Below are 19263 nucleotides of genomic sequence, written 5' to 3'. Positions count from 1 at the left end.
AGATGGCGCGATTCTCTATCCTTAGCAGCGAGGTGCCATCCGTGAGTTATCGGAGACCGCAAAAGCGACTGACTGGAGCAATTCGCAGAGCCTCGAGAGCAGGTCCATGAAATCAGAACAGGCCGCCTCAGACCAGGCTCGGCCGTATCTGAGAGTCAGGTGGATGGTGGTCACTGGATCTCCATTCTGAGCAGACTCGAGCACGTAGCGCTCACCATCCAAAAATGCACCGTGGGCGCATCCAGGGAACACACGCTCCAGAAATGTGATCACGGCCTCAGGGGATCCAATATCCAGCACATCCTCAACCGCAGACAGATCGTTTTCACTCAGATCTGTAGGCTTCAAAATAATGATGTCAAAGCTCATTGCTGCGGGCTTCCATCTTGCAATCCAATTGGTATCAGCGCTGCCTTTTTATATATCCGGCCCTCACGCCTCGCGCAATGAGAATTTTTTCATATCGTGATCCGCCGGCAGTCGAGCACGGCATGAAGGCCGACAGGAACACGCTGGACGAAAGACCAACGACCGGTCTCGGACCGACTCAAAGGGTGAGGGAGGCGCATACGCTAGTCGCCTCGGCACGCTTTCCGCATCACAACCAAAGGCGCACCAAAAAACTTCGCTGAACGTCGAGGCAGGGTGGCTAGTGGTGATGGAGGAGGCGGCTTCTCCGATGTGGTCCGATACCAACGGGCCAGGTCCGAACGCGCCATGGACCTTGGCTTTCGGCTTCAATAACGCGACAAGAGCCTCGATGGCGGCCTTTTTAGTGGCGTCCCGAGGTTCCAGCCCAGGCTATGGGCTACTGCGTTCGCGCCGGAAAAGCGTCCACCCGAAATTCATTCCTGCCACGGCGGCCAAGATCGCAACGGCTCCGACGACCTGTATCGCGCCCAGCACGTGGCCGTACGCCCAGGCATCGACAATGATGGCGACGATCGGATAGACGAACGAGAGAACACCCACCAGCGCGGTCGGTATCTTCTGGATCGCACCATAGAGCAGTGTGGACATCAGGCCGGTGTGGACGAAACCGATCGCCATCAATAGCCCCCAGGCATGCGGCGAAGGCGCACCATCGGGCCAGGTCGCAAACGGCACCAGCAGCACGCTGCCCACCATCATCTGGATGGCGACGATCACGTGCGGTGGCACCTCCTTGAGACGCTTGGTTATGGCCGCGGCGATGGCATAGAAGAACGCAGCCGCCAGCGCCAGGCCGATGCCGGACAGGTAGCCCGGCGCATCCGAGCCCGCCTGCTGGCCACCGATGACGATGAGCACAACCCCGCCGAAGGCCACACTCAGCCACCCGATCTTGTTCGCCGTCGGCATTTCGCCGAAGAACAGCGCGCCAATGGCGACCAGCATGAAGGGCTGGGTGTGATAGGTCACGGTGGCCACCGCGATGGACGCATGCGCGTAGGCGGAAAACAGCAGGATCCAGTTGACGATCAACGCGACGCCGCCTGCCGCTGCCAGTCCAGCCTGCCGTCGATTCAATACGCCCCGGCGCAACAGACCCAAGCCAGCACAAACCAACAGCATGGCGCCCGCTCCGAAAGCGCAGCGCCAGAACACGACGGAAGCAGGCGGCATCCGGGTTTCGAGCACGAACCAGCCAACCGTGCCGGAGATGACCATCGCTGTGGTCATCTCCAGGATTCCCCGAGTCCGGATGTTCATTGGCAGGTCCTTTAGAAAGGCAGGTCGTTCGACATATCAAACGTTTGGACGATATGATGTGCATAACGACGCCTTTCGTCAAACCGAACAATCGTTTCCGATAGAGAACGAAATGCCCTCTTCTTCCCCAGTTGCCCCGCCCTCGCCCATCGGCCTGCTGTCCGCGTCGCTCAGACGGGAGCGTGAGCGCATGGGCCTGTCCATTTCCGAGTTGGCCAAGCGAGCTGGCATCGCCAAATCCACCTTGTCGCAGCTTGAGGCGGGTGTCGGAAACCCGAGCCTGGAGACGCTCTGGACCTTGGCGATGGCACTGGACGTCCAGGTAACCCGGTTGATCGCCCAACCTAAAACCCGCGTCCAGGTCATCCGCGCCAATGAAGGTGCCACGGTGGCGTCGGAGCAGGCCCACTACGCGGCCACCCTGCTGGCGGTCTGTCCAATTGGTGTGCAGCGTGATCTCTATCGGCTCGCGGTCGAGCCTGGCGCGCCTCGCCTGTCTGAACCGCATCCGCCCGGCACGATTGAACACGTCGTGCTGTGTCGCGGGCGAGCCCAGTTGGGGCCGACCGACCACCCCGTCGAACTGTCCGCAGGCGACTACGCGAGCTACTCAGCGGACCAGCCCCACATGTTCGAAGCGCTCGAAGCCGGCACCACCGCCATTATGTTGATCGAGCATACGTAAGGCGCGGGCGGGTCTTACTTGTTTCCCACGCCTGCTGCATCGCGATCGAGACGGACGGGAGAGCCACTCCAACTTCAAGTAAGTAGAGACCGCCCCGTCGAGATCGACCCGGTCATGGATTGCGGGGAGCCAGGCCCGCGGGAGCCGGGCGCTTCACGGGGTGCAAGCGGTTCAAGGGCGAATATGACCGGCAGCGTGCCTACATGCGTCGACCCATGGGATCAACCAGAACGTGCTTCAGAACCTGCTTCATTTCGCGCCCCTGATAACCGCCGCCATGACCTGCGTGACGGCGCTGATCTGGGTCGTCTACCTGAGTTTCTTCCTGCGCAGCTACCGCCGGCAGCAGCGACCTTCCATCCTGATCACGTCGGGCGCGGGCAAGGACCTGGATGCGCACTGTTTCGTGACCAACCTGGGGCTGGAACCGGTATACCTGCTAGATGTGGTTATCGATCTGATCGACCCTGCCGGCAAGGTCGTGCGCGCGGTCATTCCCGAACGCACAGAGAGATGGAGCCACGCTGCTCCCGGGGACGATGATGATGTGCGCCGTGCGACCAACGTGGGGGCGCTCAGTAGTGGCGGCGAACGTGACCTGGGGCGATTCCGGACCCTGATCGAGCGCGCCAGCACGGAGAACCCGGACATCGCCGCCGAGACCGCCTTCACCAGCCTGGAAGTGACCGTGGTGACGGTCACCGCGAGCCAGGCAGAGTTGTGTGGGGCTTCGCGCTGCTACGGCATTGAGCATCGCGCAGATGGCCACGCTCGACTGAAGGCAAGAACCATCAAAGCGCGACAACTGCAGGGTTACTTTGCGCGACGCAATTTGACCCGCTTGTTGACCGCTCAGCTGGAATCCAAGGCTGCAGGCTGACGGCCATCGCAGTCACTGGCGGGTCTTTACTACTAACCCGGTGAGCACCAGGCGCCCCCTGCGCCTCCAGAAAGGCGCATGCCATCGAGGCCAAGCCTCCATGTCAGTAGAAATACTGAGCGGGAGACAGTGGATACGCTCTTGTCACCTGTGTGGCAGAGAGACCACAGTGAGGTTAGAACTTCTCATACCTCTGCACGCACGAACGTAGTGCATGGCCTGGGCCCAGCGATGCCGGTTGTGCCTGCGAGTCGGACCTCCATTCACCCCGCCCCGCCCCAGCGAGCTCAGTCCATGCGCCCCATGTCTTGCGGTCCGCTGCGTCTGGTGACAATGGTGATGCTGCTTCCAGCATGCCAGCGGCAGGAGGGCGAGCCGGATCGCGCGAAACCCGCTGCGGTTACTGACATACAAGCAGCCCAAGCGACAGCCAACGACCGCGAGCAGGAGGAGGCGCGAGCAATCGCCAAGGATGCCTACATCTACGCATTTGCGATGCTCGAGAACTACAACACGCTCTACAAGCAGGTGGCCTCGCCCACTGCTCCGGAGTACGTCGGTGGCTTCGGAAAATTCAGGCACTACTCGCAGCTCTATACGCCCGACAACCATGACGTAGTGACCCCCAACAACGACACGCCCTATTCCTGGGCCTGGTTGGACCTTCGCACTGAACCCTGGGTGGTCACCGTTCCCAAGGTGCCCGAGGGACGCTACTACGTCCAACAGTGGGTCGACCTGTTCACATACAACTTCGCCTACATCGGGTCGCGTGCCACCGGGAACGACGCCGCCAGCTACTTGATTACCGGTCCCGGCTGGAAGGGTGAAACACCGAAAGGCATCAAGAAGGTGTTTCCCTCCGAAACTGCCCTGGTGATGACCCTCACGCGCATAGCGCTGAACGGCCCCGACGACATCGCCAACGTCAAGAAAGTGCAGGCGGGGATGAAGCTTCAGCCGCTCAGCGCCTATCTGGGCACCCCGTCTCCGCCGGCAGCACCGGAGATTCGGTTCCCCCCATATGATGCTGACAAAGTCCATTCGCACGACTTCATCGGCTACCTCAACTTCCTGCTTCAGTTCACGCAACCGCCGCATCCAAGTGAGACCGCGCTAATGCAGCGGTTCGCAACAATTGGCATCGGCCCCGGGCTTCCGTTCGACGCCAAGACATTGCCCCCAGCGCGGTTGGCGGCGATCGATGCAGGCGTGGCAGATGCCAAGGCGGAAATGTCCGAGAAGGCCAAGACGATGCTCTCGTCCAACGGCCTGTTCGGCTCGCGCGAGTTCCTTGAAAACAACTACCTCACGCGCGCCATCGCGGCCGAGAAGGGTCTCTATGGGAACTCCATCGATGAGGCGTGGTATGGCGGCTACGTGGGTGACGGCCACAAGGCGTCAATGATCCATTTCAGCAAGGAGGCCCTGCCCCCGGCCAGGTTCTTCTGGTCAGTCACGCTTTACACCCTGCCGGACCGCTTCCTCTACGCCAACGAACTGAAGCGCTATTCCATTGGCGACCGGACCCCCGGCCTCAAGTATGACGCCGATGGCGGGCTGACCCTGTATGTCGGCCACGTTTCGCCTGGCAGGGAAAAGGAAAGCAATTGGCTGCCTGCCCCGGCCGGTCCCTACAGCGCGGTGGGACGCGTGTACGGTCCGAGCCCTGCTGCCATCGAAGGCAAGTGGAATCTGCCTCCTTTGCAGCCGGTTGACACAGACACGCCTTGATTCCCGCACGACATACGTCGGCGAACCAGACCACCAGGGAGAGACCGCATGCACGACCATCGAATTCCATCCGCTTCGGGGATCGGGATGCTCCTTGCCCTTGCCGGCTGCATGACACTCAGCGCCTGTAGCGAGCGAGCATCGACCGACAAGGAAAAGGATACGGCCACCACCGCGAGCCAACCGGCTCCAGCCGCGCAAGCGCCGGCAGACGCCTCAGCGCTGGAAGAGGCCAAGGCGACGGCCAGGGACGCTTATGTCTACGGCGTCCCGATGGTGGACACCTACAAGACCGTCTATGCGTTCAACGTTGATACGTCCAACCCGCAGTACAAGGGTCCGTTCAACGCCATCCTGAACATCGCCCGGGTGTTCACCCCGGACGACACCGCGTTCGTCACGCCCAACTCGGACACACCCTATTCGTTCGCCATGCTGGATCTGCGCGCGGAGCCGGTCGTCATCACCGTGCCGAAGATGGCGAAGGACCGCTACTTCGTTTTCCAGTTGATGGATCTCTACACGTTCAACTTTGATTACATCGGCAGCCGCGCAACCGGGAATGACGGCGGCAGCTTTCTTATTGCCGGGCCCGGGTGGAAGGGCGAGGCGCCCAAAGGCATCACCAAGGTGATCCGGTCTGAAACCGATCTGGTCAGCGTGGTCGGACGCACACAGCTGTTCAACGCTGCCGACCTGGAGAACGTGAAAAAGATACAAGCCGGCTACAAGGTGCAGCCCTTGTCAGCGTTCGCAGGGACGCCAGCGCCGCCACCGGCCCCTGCCATCGACTGGATCAAGCCAACGCCACCGGCGCAGGACAGGACGTCCCTCGAGTTCTTCAACCAGCTGGCGTTCCTGCTGCAGTTCGCGCAGCCCCCGCATCCCAGTGAGTCCGCCCTGCGTGCACGTTTTGCCCAGTTGGGCATCGAGCCGGGCAAGCCATTTGATGCCACCCGCCTGCCGCCACCAATGCAGGCCGCGCTCAAGGAAGGCATGGCCGAGGGGCAGAAGCAGATCGATGACAAGCGCGCGTCGCTGGGAGGAAAGACCGATGCCCTGTTCGGCAATCGGGACTTCCTGAAGAATGACTACGTCGCCCGTGCCACTGGCACCCAGGTAGGCATCGGCGCGAACTCCCGCGAAGAGGCGATGTATCCGATTCTGGACAAGGATTCGGACGGCCAGCCCCTGGACGGCAGCAAAGGCGCGTACACGCTGCGCTTCGCCAAGGACCAATTGCCGCCCGTGGACGCGTTCTGGTCGGTCACAATGTATGGCTTGCCGCAGCAGTTGTTGGTCAAGAATCCGATCAACCGCTATCTCATCAACTCGCCCATGCTGCCGGGCTTGAAGAAAGATGCGGACGGCGGTTTGACGATTTACATCCAAGCCCAGCCACCCGGGAAGGACAAGCAGGCCAACTGGCTGCCGGCACCCAGCGGGCCGTTCGTGATGTTCATGCGCTACTACCGTCCCAAGCCGGCGTTGCTGGATGGCCACTGGCAAACCCCCGCTGTGACCAGGATGCAAGGCGGCGATGGGCAATAGCTGCGCCCTCAGCTCTCTCACCAGAACCTGGCATACAGTCGAGACCGGCCTGAAGGTCAATGGGGACGCATTGGGCGAAGGACCCGCGAGCGGACCAAGTCAGTCCAGCATTGGCAGAACATACTGAGCTATGACCCGCCCACTCCGGATAACCACGTAGGAATAGGCGTGACCCGACGTGCAGTGGAACGAACGAAGTTCGTCGCCACGCTGCATGCCAGCGATCATGCCTGTCCACTTTGGATCTTCTTAGAGATTGGGATAGAGCTCCCATCGACGCCCTATATTCAAGGCGTCATTTGGAAGCAGCGGAACAGATGCTCGACAGCTGGGCATGCCTAGTTGTCGAGTGAGTGATCTCGGCTCCTTCTTTAGGGGCTCGAGGAACTGCACCCTGAGACGGACACAGCTAACGCAATGAGGATGACAATCGATCCCACGCGAAACGGAATACTCCAAGGGCATGCGCTATTTGATTGAATCGGAAGCTTCATTGAAGGGGCTCTGATGCTGCATGACTTGGGATGAGGATTACCGACACGATATGGGCGGAGGACTTCATAGCCATTAGCCGCCAGGCCACAACGACAAAGCCCGATCAACGAGCGGAATTTTCTATTGCGCCCGCCCCCGTTTTACCTTGACATGACTGCTGTACAACTGGGCGCAATTGATCTTCAGGATGCCGCATCGCGACCGTACTGCTCCACTCAGGATCCTCTGCCGGGTTGGGATAAACCTTCAGTTCTCTTCCGATCTCGACTACTTCGGTCGAATTCAGCGGTACCGGTACCATGTAGTCCGGAAGCCTGGCTCATTGCTTCCGGCACAGAAACGCAGCCAATAGCTGAAGTTGCACTGGCAGCAGCAATGATGAGTCCCACGCCATCAAAACGAAAGCATCTACCTGACATCATCGAAAGCATCGTCAGGCGAGCGATGGGTAGTTCCGCGACCAGTTTGGCGAGCTTGCCCACTCGTTGATCCCTCAACTGTGCAAAGAGCCGAGCATAGCCGCAGGACAGGAGGACCGCACACAGACGCGCCACGCTCAACGCCTTGGTACGACGGGTTCGTTTGATCAGCCGGCAGTCGAGCACGGCCTGAGGGTCAGTGGGGAGGCGCTGGACAAAGGACGAGCGACAGGTCGATATGCAGCTCAAATGACGGGAGATACGCATGCGAGTGTTTCCTCGACATGCTTCCCGCCTTCCAAACCATCCAACTCAGTTGATTTACTTTACAAGCAATGCGCTGCAAGAGTCTGGCGGAGAGAGTGGGATCGGATCACCACCGATCTAACCAATTCTCTCCGTTGCAGAAAGCCTCTTTGGCAGGTTTCCTTGGGATGTTTCCTCGATCATAGCCAGTCCAAGGTACGGTTGGTACTGCTTCCCCGGGTGACCAGGCCTCCCCCGATGGAGGAGCGGTCGGCTAGCAAATTAGCCAACCGAGGCCCCCGATGGCAGCGGGTGCGGAGATACGTCTAAGGCGGAGATCTAAGGTCGAATTGGAAGTTCAGATATGTGAAATTTCTCTCATTTTTAATTTGGCGCCTATGGGTATGGGTGCTTGGATGGGGCCGTCCACTAACGAAAAGGAAGGCTCTATGCACCACGACACACAGCTCCACATCGCTAGCCAATTACTCAGCGCTCTCATGTTTCAGACCCCAAGTCGGGACATGGACGATCGCGAGGCAGACATTCGGCATGCTTTGGATGTCGCCGCCGAACTGATGAGGCAGTGGGGACCGACTACGCCCCCAGTGGGTTTCAATCCCCCGCCCGCAGCCGGCAGGTCACTGAGCATGCCCGTTGACCGCTCACTCCCACCACCGGAAATGCCAGAATCGATGGAGCAGTGGCGGAGCAGCAGGATCAACACACCAATGCCCGGTCCAAAGCCAAAGCTGGGCAGACGGCCTGGTCTGCACTGAGTAGCAAGTGGCCCCGCAACTGCGGGGCCACTTGCTTTATCGACTCGGCGGGCCCGACGGACGCGATGCCGGACCAGGCCTAGGCACTTCCGGGACCCTGCGCACCGATGGCGCCACGAATGCGGGCAACTCACCGCAAGACTGAGCCAACTCCGACGCTTGTTGAAGAATATCTCTTTCGGCGGCGTCCAGCGCAGGCTGAGTCGCCCTCTCTTGGGCCTTAGCCAACTCGATTGACCGCATCTCGAGCACAGCCAGACGCCTCCCTCGGCGTTTGGCCCATTCCTTGGGCGACCACTGGCTCCCTTCTCGTGGGTGGTCCGCGTTGAAGCCCTCCCACTGCTGCTGCGCCATGTGGTGAAGCCGGTCTGCTCGCCGGACCGCGCTCTCCCTCCGCCCCCTTCTCAGCAACGCCTGCTTGAGCGTGCGGATCTTGACCGCAACCGATGCGACCAACGGGCGTGCCTGGACGGTGTCACCAAAGCGGACCACGTGACGGCGCACACCCGCGAGCCACTCCCGAACAACGCCCAAAGCCAAGTCCGCGCGGGCTTGGGTAATCTCCCAGAGGTCTCTCAGTGCAACATCAATCCACTCAAGGCAGCTCCAATGCCTCGGGGGGCGCTCGGGGCCCCACACCCCGTTCTCAATGGGAGGCAGCCGGATGCCCATCACTCCCTCAATCTTGAGATCGCCGACCACGAGAACCGGCGCGTCAGACTTCTGCTTGGCTCGCTCAGCGAGTGCAGCCCGGTGATCGTGCGTGGGAGGAAGTCCAATGGCCCGCCCCTCCGCCACAGCGTCTTGGATCAGCGATTCGAATTCTTCCTCGTTTTCCTGCTGAATCGATAGGTTGGTCTCTTCAACGTGGGTGGCCTGGCCTTTCCTGGCAAGCGCCGTAGCGACCTTTCCTTGGTGACGCGTAGGCTCCCTGGATAGCAGCGTTGCCCGAAGTGGATCCCCCTCCAACAAGGCCATCTGAGACTGCTCTTCCAAGCTGCGGTGGTCAACGCGGGACCGGATGCCAGCCGCCTCCAGATGTGAGTTGATCGTGGACGCCACCGCCTCGCGAACCCACTCCACCTCAATCCTGCCCGTGGGCCCGCCGTCCAGCTCCTTGGTCTTGTCACAAAAGCCTTGCTCAGTGATTCGGCCCGTGCTGGCAAGGATGTGTACGTGGTGGTTCAGGCCGTCCGGTATTGCGGGCGCATGGATGCTGGCTTGGACGGCAAATCCATAGCGCTCCACCAACACCTCCGCTATCGCCCACGCGAGTTCACTGCGCTGTTCGGCATCGAGCTCGTGTGGCAGCGACACTTCGAACTCGCGTGCAATCGTGGCGTCTTTGCGACGCTCAGCTGCTTCGACCGCGGGCCAGAGTTCGCCTGGAATCAAGGCCCATGGTGGCGCTCCTGGAGGCACCACGCACCTGCTTGCGACGACACCACTGCGGCGCTGATAGTCGTGCACTTGTCCTGTCTGAAAGTCTTTAAGCCGCAGACCGCCGCGATAGGCGGCCGCCGCGACGGCGGACTGGCCTCGCGCACGGCTGAAGGTTTTGACGCTGGTGTGGTAGATAGCCATTGAGAACTCCGTGATTGGTCGGAGTCTTTATGCTTTTGTTTTTTCTCTTCGCAAGCGGGAAACCGCTTGGGGTTCAAGGGGCGAAGCCCTTTGCGCACGTGTAACAGAGTTACACCTAAGTGCGCTCTTGCATTGTTCTTTTAAGCATGTTTTTTGAGCGCTCATTGAGCGTTGCACGTTTGTACATTTTCAGATGCTAGCGATCTTGACGACACCAACTTCTTTGGTTGACTGGTTTCAACCTCATGAAGGAATTCACCATGACCGCAACCAATCAATACCATGAGCGCATCCAGAGGGCCACAGAGCGGCTCGCCCAGCTTCAGGCGCGCGAGCTGTTGGCATCACAACGTCAAGCAAGCAAAGCCAAGCAAGCCCAGCGTCAAGAAGAAGCGCGGCGCCGCCGGCGTGTCGCAGCGCTAGTTTACTTGGCTGCTGCAGAAACATTGGATGACGCAGAACTCTTGGGCGCGCTTTTGATCCACCAGCAGAGCCGCACAGATGATGAGATCCGAAAGGATGCCCGCGTCGTCGGCAAGGCGAAGCTGCAAGACTCCGCTGCTCCACATTGACGCGTTTGATCTGATCCAGGTGCTGGCCGCCCAGGATGGACGGCCAGCCTGATGGTTACTTCTTCTTGCCCTTGTCCGGGGCCTGACTGAGAGCCGAGCCAGCGGCGGTTTTGGAGTTCTTGCCTGTGGTGCCGCTCTTCAAGACCTTGCTGGCTGCGGTCGCTGCCTTCGGACTGGTTTTCTCGTTGTTGGCCATGTTCCTCTCTCCAGGTCAGTCACCGGCTGGTGACGGCCATAAGCTGCGCTCGAAACGGCGGCGAGACAAGTGTGCGAAACAGCCCCAAACTGACGGTCCCACAATGCATTCACATTTCCGGGCTGAGCAACACCAAGCCTCCCATCTAGGCGCGCATTCAGTTGCCCGTCATCCCTTGCAAATGGGGACCTGATCACAGTGGATCCTGCCTTTGCGTGGCCAGGCTGATCCAAAGGGCCGATCACCACGCGCGCGACCGGCACGCCAGTCTCGAGGATGCCATACGCCCTAGCTGAATTATTTGAGGCTGGGCTATGGTTGGACACGTGACCGGCTTGCTGAAGAAATTGACATCTTGCACCATGAAATGTAGTGTGGTAAACGAGCCGCGAAAGGTTAGCACCCATGAAGATCAAAATTGCTCACTACCCTCAGCTACGCTCCCTTTCCTGGAACCGGCGTCCGGATGGGACCATTGAGGAGGTTGACGCCCTTGCGCTCTATGAGCGCAATTGGCATTACGTTGACCAGCAGAATATTTCTGCCGATGAGAAAGCTCTGATTGATCGGCTGGTTAACACGTTCGGGTTTGGCGTGCTGAATGTTTAAGCGAGCACACCATCAAAGAATTGAAAAGGTGCTTCGAGCCCTAAATAGTGACTTGTTTCTGGATGCAGAGTGCTACTTCGGTGGCGGCACGGCGATTGCACTTTCTATCGGAGAGTACAGAGAGTCCGTTGATGTGGACTTCCTGTGCGCGTCTATCGATGGATACCGATTGCTACGGAACACCATCGGCTACACCGATCTCGGGCCGCTTATCGGGGATTCCATCAAGCAACTTCGCCAGGTACGTGCCGATCGATACGGCATCCGCACTGTCTTGGAAGTAGACGGCATACCCATAAAATTTGAAATTGTCAGCGAAGGCCGGATACAAATTTCAGGCGTAATGTCGGGCATGTTCGGCGTCCCAACACTCTGCCGTGCCGACATGTATGCAGAGAAGCTCTTAGCCAACGCTGATCGCTGGGCTGACCGGTCGACATTGAACAGAGACATCATCGACCTTGCCATGATGATCAATCAGTGGGGTCTGATCCCAAAGGATGCTTGGGACAAAGCTCTCGGCGCTTATGGCAATCATATGATCGACTCGTTCTCAAGGGCCGTCGAGAGAGTTTCTGATCAGAACTATCTCACGCAATGCCTCGAACAAATGCAGGCTCAAGACGTTTCGCCGGGCATCATCATGGATGCGTTAAGCCAACAGTTGGCGACGAATCCAACCCTTGCACTGGAGAGTCAATCAACTGCCCAGGCACGACCCCGGGTACGTTGACCGCCAAATCAGCAGCAAGACTGTGTTGACGTCGTCCTGTCTTGCGTTCACTTCACGTTGTGCACGCGCGACGCAGCGGCAGCCGACGTTTGTCGTTTTGGCGCGCGCCTCCTCTATCTCCTTTTGACCAATGGGACGCAAACTGGCGGAAATCCTGCGTTCTTCCCGCATGAGCCAAGATCGATGGGGGCTGCGATTGGCAAATCAGGTCAGAGACTTCCCGAGTCAGATCAGTCCCTGTAGAGATTTCGGTCCAGCTCCGTGAAGAGTCTGAGCTCGCATTCAGCGACCTCCAAGAATCGCCTCTCGGACCAAACGCGCTGGAGATGAGGCGGCTCGGCCTGCCTTACCGTGGAAAGCAAGCCGGGCATCGGCTCCGCCTCTGGCGTTATTATGGCCTTCAAGGAAGCGCCGTAGGCAGGGGGCCACGTGGCGAGAAAAAGGAAGCAATCCGCCGCCGGCTGGATCGTCGGTGTATTGGTCGTTATTTGGCTGATTCCAAAGGAGATTTGGATCGGTCTCGGGATCGCCACACCCATAGGATTAGTCCTCTGGATCTGGCTCAAATGGCGGGCTGAGAGGAAGGTCGCCCCGGCACCAGCGCCGGTGCCAGAACCCACGCTGGCAGAGCTCATCCAATCTTCAGCGCCCAAGGCGATGCCCAAGGAGCCAGTCAGGCGGCCGACGCCCATCCGCGACGAGGCAGCCATTGCTCCTGTCGAGCCATTGAGAGCTTCTGGCCCGCCCGCCTCCCACTCTTCAGGCTCGGGTGGATCACCGTCTCAAGTGCCCGGACCGGTTTCGCACGGGTCGGCCGTCGGTGGGCCAAGCACAATTGAAATGGCCCTTTCGCCTCCGGACGCGGGGACGTCCCCGAGGGTTCTTACCAGGGCCGCCCTTGCCATGGCCGATGAGCCCACCCTAGGCCCGGACTTCTCGGTCTCACAGCAAGAGCCAAGCAATCTGAGCCTGGAGACCTCCACTCATTCCGCCCCCCGTAAGAAAGCTGGAAATCTGGCAGAGGCAATGAAGGCCGTAGCCGAGCGCTCTGCTGCAGGAAAGGCTGCCCAGAACTTTACGGAACAGGTGCAGGTCCAAATTCCCGCAGCGTCGGACGCAGCTCAAAGGCTCGCAGCAGCTTTGACGGCCCATGGGGCCCAGGCGACTGGCGCAAGCCGGCACGGAAACTTGAAGGAAGTGAAAGCACATATTGCCGAGCACGGAGCTTCCTACAGCGACCCCACCCAAGTTGAAACGGAACTGAGGACCAGCGCTCACGATGATCGCGGACCGTCTCAAGGTCAGCAGGCGCCGCCTGCCATCGCCAGAGCTGTCCCTCCACCATTGCCCTCAGCAACGGGACCCGCTACCGGAATGGAAGAGTTGCATCGCGTCGTCATCGCTTCTGACACTCCCTCAAAGGAGTTCACCGTCCCTCGCCCGCCGGAAGGCTGGGCGAAGACACGATGGCTGGGCGCCGATGAGACGGTCGAGATCGGGGGCATAGCCATTCGAGGCGGCCTCTTCTACACGGGCGTCAAGCTCGACTCCCCCAATGGCGACACCGAGCCCAGCCTTGTCAACAGCGTCTTGGCCGTCGCTCCATATGGCGATTACAGGGGCTCCACCAACTACTGGCTGGCTTACGCTCAGCTGTCGCCCAGCGAGCGGCGGGCCTACCTGACCTGGTTGGCATCGGACCGAAGCGACAGCAATTGCTCAATCAACTATGTCCGCCTCTACTTCTTCGGCCTGGAGCGCCGCGTCCTGCTCGACTCGGTAACCGATCCAGAGTCGAGAAAGGACTGGCCAGCTATCAAGCAGGCCCTCCGAAAGCTGGGCTCCGCCTATGGAGAGATCTACGGTCCTATCCGTGGATACACCAACAGCTTGTTGGACTGGATGGAGCTGGATTCGGTCGAAGATAAGCTCTACTCAAAGCCAATTCCCCCGTTTGATCGCTCCTACGAGCTCCCCTTCTACGTCCGCTTGGCGCTGGGCCAGTGTTCGCTTGACCGGGCCCCCGTCCCTGCTCCACTGGCTCTGGCCTGGATTCGCCTAAACCCGGAGGTTTCGCTGCGAACCGCGGCAGTCCGGTGCGCCGATGAGTTCGATCGCCTGTTTGTAGAGCGGTATCACGAGCTGTTTGGCAGCGGCATGGTGCTTCCCAAGAACCGCACCAAGCTCAAGTTCGCACGGCAACCAGCTTCGCCCGCCCTGTATGGCGCCTCCCTCAAGCCCAAGACGTTCGGAGACGTTCCTGACGTCACGGCCCTTCGTGCCCCACTGAAGGGCCTGCTCGAGGTTGTTCAGCAGTGTACAGACGAGCTCGGACCCTACAGCCGATTGGTTGGCAGATCTTCCGATTCAAAGAATGCGCTGGAAGCGTTGCTCTTGCTGCCGCCCAGCATTTGGCCTGAGAGCCAAAGGAACATCCTCCGTTCAATTGCAGAGGACGTCCAAGCAGGCAACATGACGATCCAGTTGGCAGAGCTGAGCGCTCGGTTCGGCCCAAGCCTCGGCCCTCTTGGCAGGGAAAGGCTTCGCGATCTCGCCCGGGTCTTGGAAAGCGTGAATGTCGGGATGGAGCCAAATGTCTTGGAGGGAGCACGTGCTCCGTCTGAAGCCGATCCGATCGTGATCTTTGCGCTCCTACCGGGTCAGTCGCACAAAACAGACGCCGCGGCGTATCAAACAGCCATCCTTACCTTGCAGCTCGCCTCGGCGGTCGCCCAGTCGGACGGTTCCTTCAGCGCGCATGAGCTGGCGCATCTCTCCCTAGAAATCGACGGCTGGTCTCACCTTAGCGTGGCAGATCACGGACGACTGCGTGCCCACCTCGACTTGCTTGTCGCGTCGCCCATTTCCCTGCCATCACTGCGGAAAAAGCTCGACCCGCTGGACAGTGCCACCAAAGAGACCATTGCGGCTTCCATGGCCACTCTCGCCCAAGTGGACGGAATGGTGTCGCCGGAGGAGGTGCGCTTTCTGGAGAAGGTCTACAAGGCCTTGGGTGTCGAACCTAAGCGGGTCTTCAGCGACATCCATGCCCCGAGATCGGGCAAAACCCAGCCCCAGTCCACCCCTTCCGCCTCGTTCCAGCTGGATCCAGAGCGCATCGCCGCGCTGCAGCGCGACACGGCCAAAGTGTCCGCCCTCCTTGCGAACATCTTCACGGAGGACGAGCCCAACTCTAGCCACGAAGATGTTCCCTCTGCATCTGTGGAGGAAAGGCCTGAAGTCAGCGACGGCCTACTAGGCCTGGATGAGTCTCACAGCGCATTGCTCCGACTGATGCTGTCTCGCCCGAGCTGGACGCGTGCCGAGCTCGAGGACGGCGCTGCAGACCTTGAGTTGATGCTGGATGGTGCGCTGGAGCAGATCAATGATGCCTCCTTCGACGCCTATGACATCCCCTTCTCCGACGGAGACGATCCGTTGGAGGTCAATCCCGAGTTCATTGAGAAGATCGAGCAATGAGTAGCCCTATTCGAACCAAAGACCGCGACGCGGTCGTCCAGTCTCTTCGCGCTGGCGTTGTCCCCCGCGCGGGACAGCACCTGATCCAAGTTGGCCGCGCCCGCGAGGTGGAGACGCTGGTCGGCGACATCGACCGGCTCGCCGATGGTGGATCCTCCTTCCGCCTAGTGATCGGAGAATACGGCTCCGGCAAGACGTTCTTCCTCAACCTGGTTCGCGCCATTGCCATGGAGCGAAAACTTGTCGTAGCCAGCGCGGACCTGAACCCGGATCGCAGGCTTCATGCATCGGGAGGGCAAGCGCGTTCGCTATATGCGGAGCTGATGCGGAATCAGGCGACGCGAACCAAGCCCGAAGGCGGCGCATTGCCCGCAGTGGTAGAGAAGTTCATCGCTACTGCAAAGTCCGAATCTAAGGCAAAAGATGTCCCTACCGAACAAGTCATCCGCGCCAAGCTGGAGCAACTGACGGAGCTGGTCAACGGCTACGATTTTGCTGACGTCATTGCGGCTTACTGGCGCGGGTTCGAGGAAGGCAATGAACAGTTGAAATCCGATGCCATCCGCTGGCTTCGTGGTGAATTCACGACCCGTACGGATGCCAAGGCCGCGCTAGGCGTCCGCACAATCGTTGACGACGCGTCCGTCTATGACCAGCTCAAGCTCATGGGCAGGTTCATCCACCTCGCCGGCTATAGCGGGTTGCTCGTATGCCTAGATGAGTTGGTCAACCTGTACAAGCTGGCCAACGCTCAGGCCCGAAACTCCAACTACGAGCAGCTTCTGCGCATGCTCAACGACTCGCTCCAGGGAACGGCGGTTGGTTTGGGTTTCGTTCTTGGAGGGACACCCGATTTCCTTATGGACACCCGCCGCGGCGTCTACAGCTACCAAGCACTGCAAAGCCGACTCGCACAGAACACCTTCGCCACAAACGGCCTGGTGGACTTCAGCGGACCTGTGGTCCGCCTCTCCAGCCTTACTGCAGAAGACTTCTACGTTCTTTTGACCAAGATCCGCCACGTCTATGCCGGTGGCGACCAGGCCAAGTATCTCCTTCCTGACGAGGCCGTTCATCAGTTCATGGAGCATTGCGCCAACCGCATCGGCGACAACTTCTTCCGCACCCCTCGGACCACCATCACCGCCTTCATCAATCTGCTTGCTGTGCTTGAGCAAAATCCTGGCACCAACTGGCAGTCCTTGATCGGTGCGGTCGAGGTCAAACCTGACCTTGGCGGCCAGGGCGACCTTGATGTGGTCGAAGATGACGAACTGACCTCTTTCAAGCTGTGAGCTCATGAGCACCTCCAGCGCCTTCCATTCGCTTCATCCCGGCATCCAACGCTACCTGTGGGCGGAGCAATGGGAAGCATTGCGGGAGGTGCAGGAAATGGCCATCCCGGCCGTCCTGCTGGCAGATCGGGATGTCGTAATCGCAGCCAGCACAGCATCAGGAAAGACCGAAGCAGCGTTTCTTCCGGCCCTGACCCACCTTTTGAACGGCGATACAGATGGGCTGATCGTCTACATCAGTCCCCTCAAAGCACTGATCAATGACCAGTTCGGGCGACTGGATCGCCTATGCGAGGATCTGGATATCCCCGTTTGGCCATGGCACGGAGACATCGGCTCAACTACAAAGCAGCGCTTCTTCAGGAAGCCAACGGGCGTGTTGCTGATCACCCCAGAATCCCTGGAAGCGATGCTGTGCAATCGCGGCACATCTGTGGCGGGCATCTTCAAGGGAGCAGCCTTCGTCATTGTCGATGAACTCCATGCATTCATCGGAAGTGAGCGAGGAAAACAACTTCAGTCGCTCATGCATCGCATGGAGGTTGTCCTGGAGCGGAGAGTGCCTCGGATTGGGCTGTCGGCAACTCTGGGAGACATGCAAGCCGCGGCGACCTTCCTCCGCTCGGACGGCAGGGCCGCAATCGTCGATGCCCAGTCGGGAAACAACGAACTTCAGCTGATACTTAAGGGGTTTGAAGAGCCTCCTGCGCCGCAAGATGCCAAGCACGAAGAAGTGGCGCCGTTAGCCGTTGCCAAGCATCTGCATGAGGTGCTTTGCGGCACGAACAATCTGATTTTTCCCAACAGCAGGCGCGAGGTAGAGCGCTACACCCACCTACTGAACGAGATCAGCGAGCAGGCCAGTCGCCCGCGGGAGTTCTGGCCGCACCACGGCAATCTTTCCAAGGAGATTCGCTCAGACACGGAAGCTGCGCTCAAGCAGAAGGAGCGCCCAGCAACCGCTATCTGCACGAATACGCTCGAACTGGGGATCGACATAGGCGCCGTGAAGAGCGTGGCTCAAATCGGGACGCCCCCTTCCGTTGCCAGCCTGCGGCAGCGCATGGGTCGATCAGGTCGCCGCAAAGGCGAGCCGGCTATCCTCCGCGGATACGTCATCGAGGATGCGATCGACTCCAACTCCGATCTGAAGACCCGCCTGAGGCTGGACACGGTTCAGTCCATCGCTTCTGCATTGCTTCTCATCGACAAGTGGTTCGAACCACCCGTCGCCGGCGGCGCTCATCTGTCGACACTGGTGCAGCAGCTTTTGTCTGCGATCGCCCAGTATGGCGGGCTGCGCGCCCCCCAAGCGTATCAGCTGCTGTGCGCGTCCGGCGCGCCGTTCCAAGGGCTCTCAAGCGAATCCTTCGTAGAACTCCTGCGCCATCTTGGGAAGCAGGACGTGCTCACCCAGGACAGCTCCGGGTTACTCCTCCACGGGCCGACCGGCGACAAGCTGGTCAATCACTACTCCTTCTATGCTGCTTTCGTGGCGGACGAAGAGTTCCGCATTGTCGCGGCGGGGAAAACTCTGGGAACCTTGCCAATCACGCAAATGCTCGCGGCCGGCCAGCGCATCCTCTTTGGTGGACGCACCTGGCTAGTGGAGCAAGTCGATGAGACACAGAAGACGATCTACGTCCTGGCAGCCAAAGGTGGAAGCCCCCCGATCTTTAACGGAAGCGGAGGGCGTGTGCATACCCGTATACGTCAGACGATGCATGCGCTCTATCGCGGTGAACTACGACCAACATTCCTGGACGCTACGGCGAGCCGCTTCTTGGAGGAAGGCAAGAGCGCCTATGAGCACCTGGGGCTCGACGAGAACGTCCTACTGGACCAAGGAAGCCATTTCCTCCTCCTCACATGGGCTGGGGACGCTGCCAACGAAGCCATTGCATGCCTCCTCGGCGCGAGAGACTTCAACGCACAGGCCGGCAGGCTCGGCGTTGAGGTCACCAAAGGCTCGCAGACCCGCAGCCATCTGCTGGAAACGATGGCAGTAATCGCTTCACAGCCCGCCCCAAGGAGTGAGGAGCTTCTCGTCAAGGCTAAGAACCTAGCCAGCCAAAAATGGGATGGCCTGCTGCCTCCGCGCCTTCTCATGCACTCCTACGCTTCGATGCGCTTGGATGTGGCTGAGGGCATGGACTGGCTGAGGGGACATCAGACTGTCAGTCAGGCCGAGCATTGAGGCGCAACCTCAAAGGCCCGTCCAGCCGCCTGCAGCATGGAGGGCTCAGTAGAAGAATGCCCGAAACGGGATTTGCGGGTGGCGCTTTGGGCGCGTGAAAGAACCTACGGAGTTCC

General features: G+C 59.8%; 15 protein-coding genes. 10 read left to right on the top strand and 5 right to left on the bottom strand.

The annotated features are described in order from the left end of the window. Nucleotides 1-21 precede the first annotated feature (21 nt). A complete protein-coding gene (locus ABIA71_RS06690) occupies nt 22-369 on the bottom strand; it encodes a hypothetical protein (protein ID WP_354284141.1) in 348 nt (115 codons plus the stop codon). A gap of 432 nt (nt 370-801) precedes the next feature. After that, the gene (locus ABIA71_RS06685) at nt 802-1692 is read right to left on the bottom strand and encodes a DMT family transporter (RefSeq protein WP_354284139.1); all 891 of its coding nucleotides are present in this window, start codon (nt 1690-1692) and stop codon (nt 802-804) included. Here ABIA71_RS06685 and ABIA71_RS06680 point away from each other — a divergent pair. The 4 genes from ABIA71_RS06680 to ABIA71_RS06665 all read left to right on the top strand — a co-directional run bounded on the left by ABIA71_RS06680 (nt 1643) and on the right by ABIA71_RS06665 (nt 6542). Beyond that, nucleotides 1643-2377, top strand: coding sequence for a helix-turn-helix domain-containing protein (locus ABIA71_RS06680; protein ID WP_354284137.1), 735 nt, complete (start codon nt 1643-1645; stop codon nt 2375-2377). The two genes, ABIA71_RS06685 and ABIA71_RS06680, sit on opposite strands and share 50 nt — an antisense overlap. A gap of 232 nt (nt 2378-2609) precedes the next feature. Continuing rightward, entirely contained in the window at nt 2610-3257 is a 648-nt protein-coding gene (locus tag ABIA71_RS06675; protein WP_128097854.1) for a hypothetical protein, read from the top strand. Nucleotides 3258-3551: 294 nt separating this feature from the next. Then, the gene (locus ABIA71_RS06670; protein ID WP_354284135.1) at nt 3552-4991 is read left to right on the top strand and encodes a DUF1254 domain-containing protein; all 1440 of its coding nucleotides are present in this window, start codon (nt 3552-3554) and stop codon (nt 4989-4991) included. Between the two features lie 48 nt (nt 4992-5039). After that, nucleotides 5040-6542: a DUF1254 domain-containing protein gene (locus ABIA71_RS06665; protein WP_354284133.1), complete on the top strand. Its 1503-nt coding sequence runs from the start codon at nt 5040-5042 to the stop codon at nt 6540-6542. A 710-nt stretch (nt 6543-7252) separates the two neighbouring features. Here ABIA71_RS06665 and ABIA71_RS06660 read toward each other — a convergent pair. Together ABIA71_RS06660 and ABIA71_RS06655 are read right to left on the bottom strand one after the other, a co-directional pair. Continuing rightward, nucleotides 7253-7723, bottom strand: coding sequence for a hypothetical protein (locus ABIA71_RS06660; RefSeq protein ID WP_354284131.1), 471 nt, complete (start codon nt 7721-7723; stop codon nt 7253-7255). Nucleotides 7724-8517: 794 nt separating this feature from the next. Next, nucleotides 8518-10065: a MobA/MobL family protein gene (locus ABIA71_RS06655; RefSeq protein WP_354284129.1), complete on the bottom strand. Its 1548-nt coding sequence runs from the start codon at nt 10063-10065 to the stop codon at nt 8518-8520. Nucleotides 10066-10325: 260 nt separating this feature from the next. Between ABIA71_RS06655 and traD the strand changes: the two genes are divergently transcribed. Continuing rightward, on the top strand, nt 10326-10637 hold the full coding sequence (traD, locus tag ABIA71_RS06650) for a conjugal transfer protein TraD (protein ID WP_313423073.1): 312 nt from the start codon (nt 10326-10328) through the stop codon (nt 10635-10637). A 55-nt stretch (nt 10638-10692) separates the two neighbouring features. Here traD and ABIA71_RS06645 read toward each other — a convergent pair whose 3' ends face one another. Next, a complete protein-coding gene (locus ABIA71_RS06645) occupies nt 10693-10833 on the bottom strand; it encodes a hypothetical protein (protein ID WP_354284127.1) in 141 nt (46 codons plus the stop codon). A 405-nt stretch (nt 10834-11238) separates the two neighbouring features. On the opposite strand from ABIA71_RS06645, the gene ABIA71_RS06640 reads away from it, so the two are divergent. The 5 genes from ABIA71_RS06640 to ABIA71_RS06620 all read left to right on the top strand — a co-directional run bounded on the left by ABIA71_RS06640 (nt 11239) and on the right by ABIA71_RS06620 (nt 19147). Beyond that, on the top strand, nt 11239-11442 hold the full coding sequence (locus tag ABIA71_RS06640) for a hypothetical protein (protein WP_313422860.1): 204 nt from the start codon (nt 11239-11241) through the stop codon (nt 11440-11442). Continuing rightward, on the top strand, nt 11435-12175 hold the full coding sequence (locus tag ABIA71_RS06635) for a nucleotidyl transferase AbiEii/AbiGii toxin family protein (protein ID WP_313422859.1): 741 nt from the start codon (nt 11435-11437) through the stop codon (nt 12173-12175). Before ABIA71_RS06640 ends, ABIA71_RS06635 begins: the two co-directional genes overlap by 8 nt. Nucleotides 12176-13549: 1374 nt before the next feature. Then, the gene (locus ABIA71_RS06630; RefSeq protein WP_354284125.1) at nt 13550-15655 is read left to right on the top strand and encodes a tellurite resistance TerB family protein; all 2106 of its coding nucleotides are present in this window, start codon (nt 13550-13552) and stop codon (nt 15653-15655) included. Further along, on the top strand, nt 15652-16950 hold the full coding sequence (locus tag ABIA71_RS06625) for an ATP-binding protein (RefSeq protein ID WP_354284123.1): 1299 nt from the start codon (nt 15652-15654) through the stop codon (nt 16948-16950). The genes ABIA71_RS06630 and ABIA71_RS06625 overlap by 4 nt, the downstream gene beginning before the upstream one ends. A 4-nt stretch (nt 16951-16954) precedes the next feature. Next, nucleotides 16955-19147: a DEAD/DEAH box helicase gene (locus ABIA71_RS06620; protein ID WP_354284121.1), complete on the top strand. Its 2193-nt coding sequence runs from the start codon at nt 16955-16957 to the stop codon at nt 19145-19147. Nucleotides 19148-19263: the final 116 nt, after the last annotated feature.

Source organism: Stenotrophomonas sp. 2619 (assembly GCF_040548725.1).
In the GTDB taxonomy this organism is placed as follows: Bacteria; Pseudomonadota; Gammaproteobacteria; order Xanthomonadales; family Xanthomonadaceae; genus Stenotrophomonas; species Stenotrophomonas maltophilia_AP.
This window is presented reverse-complemented; position numbering and strand designations above follow the sequence as displayed.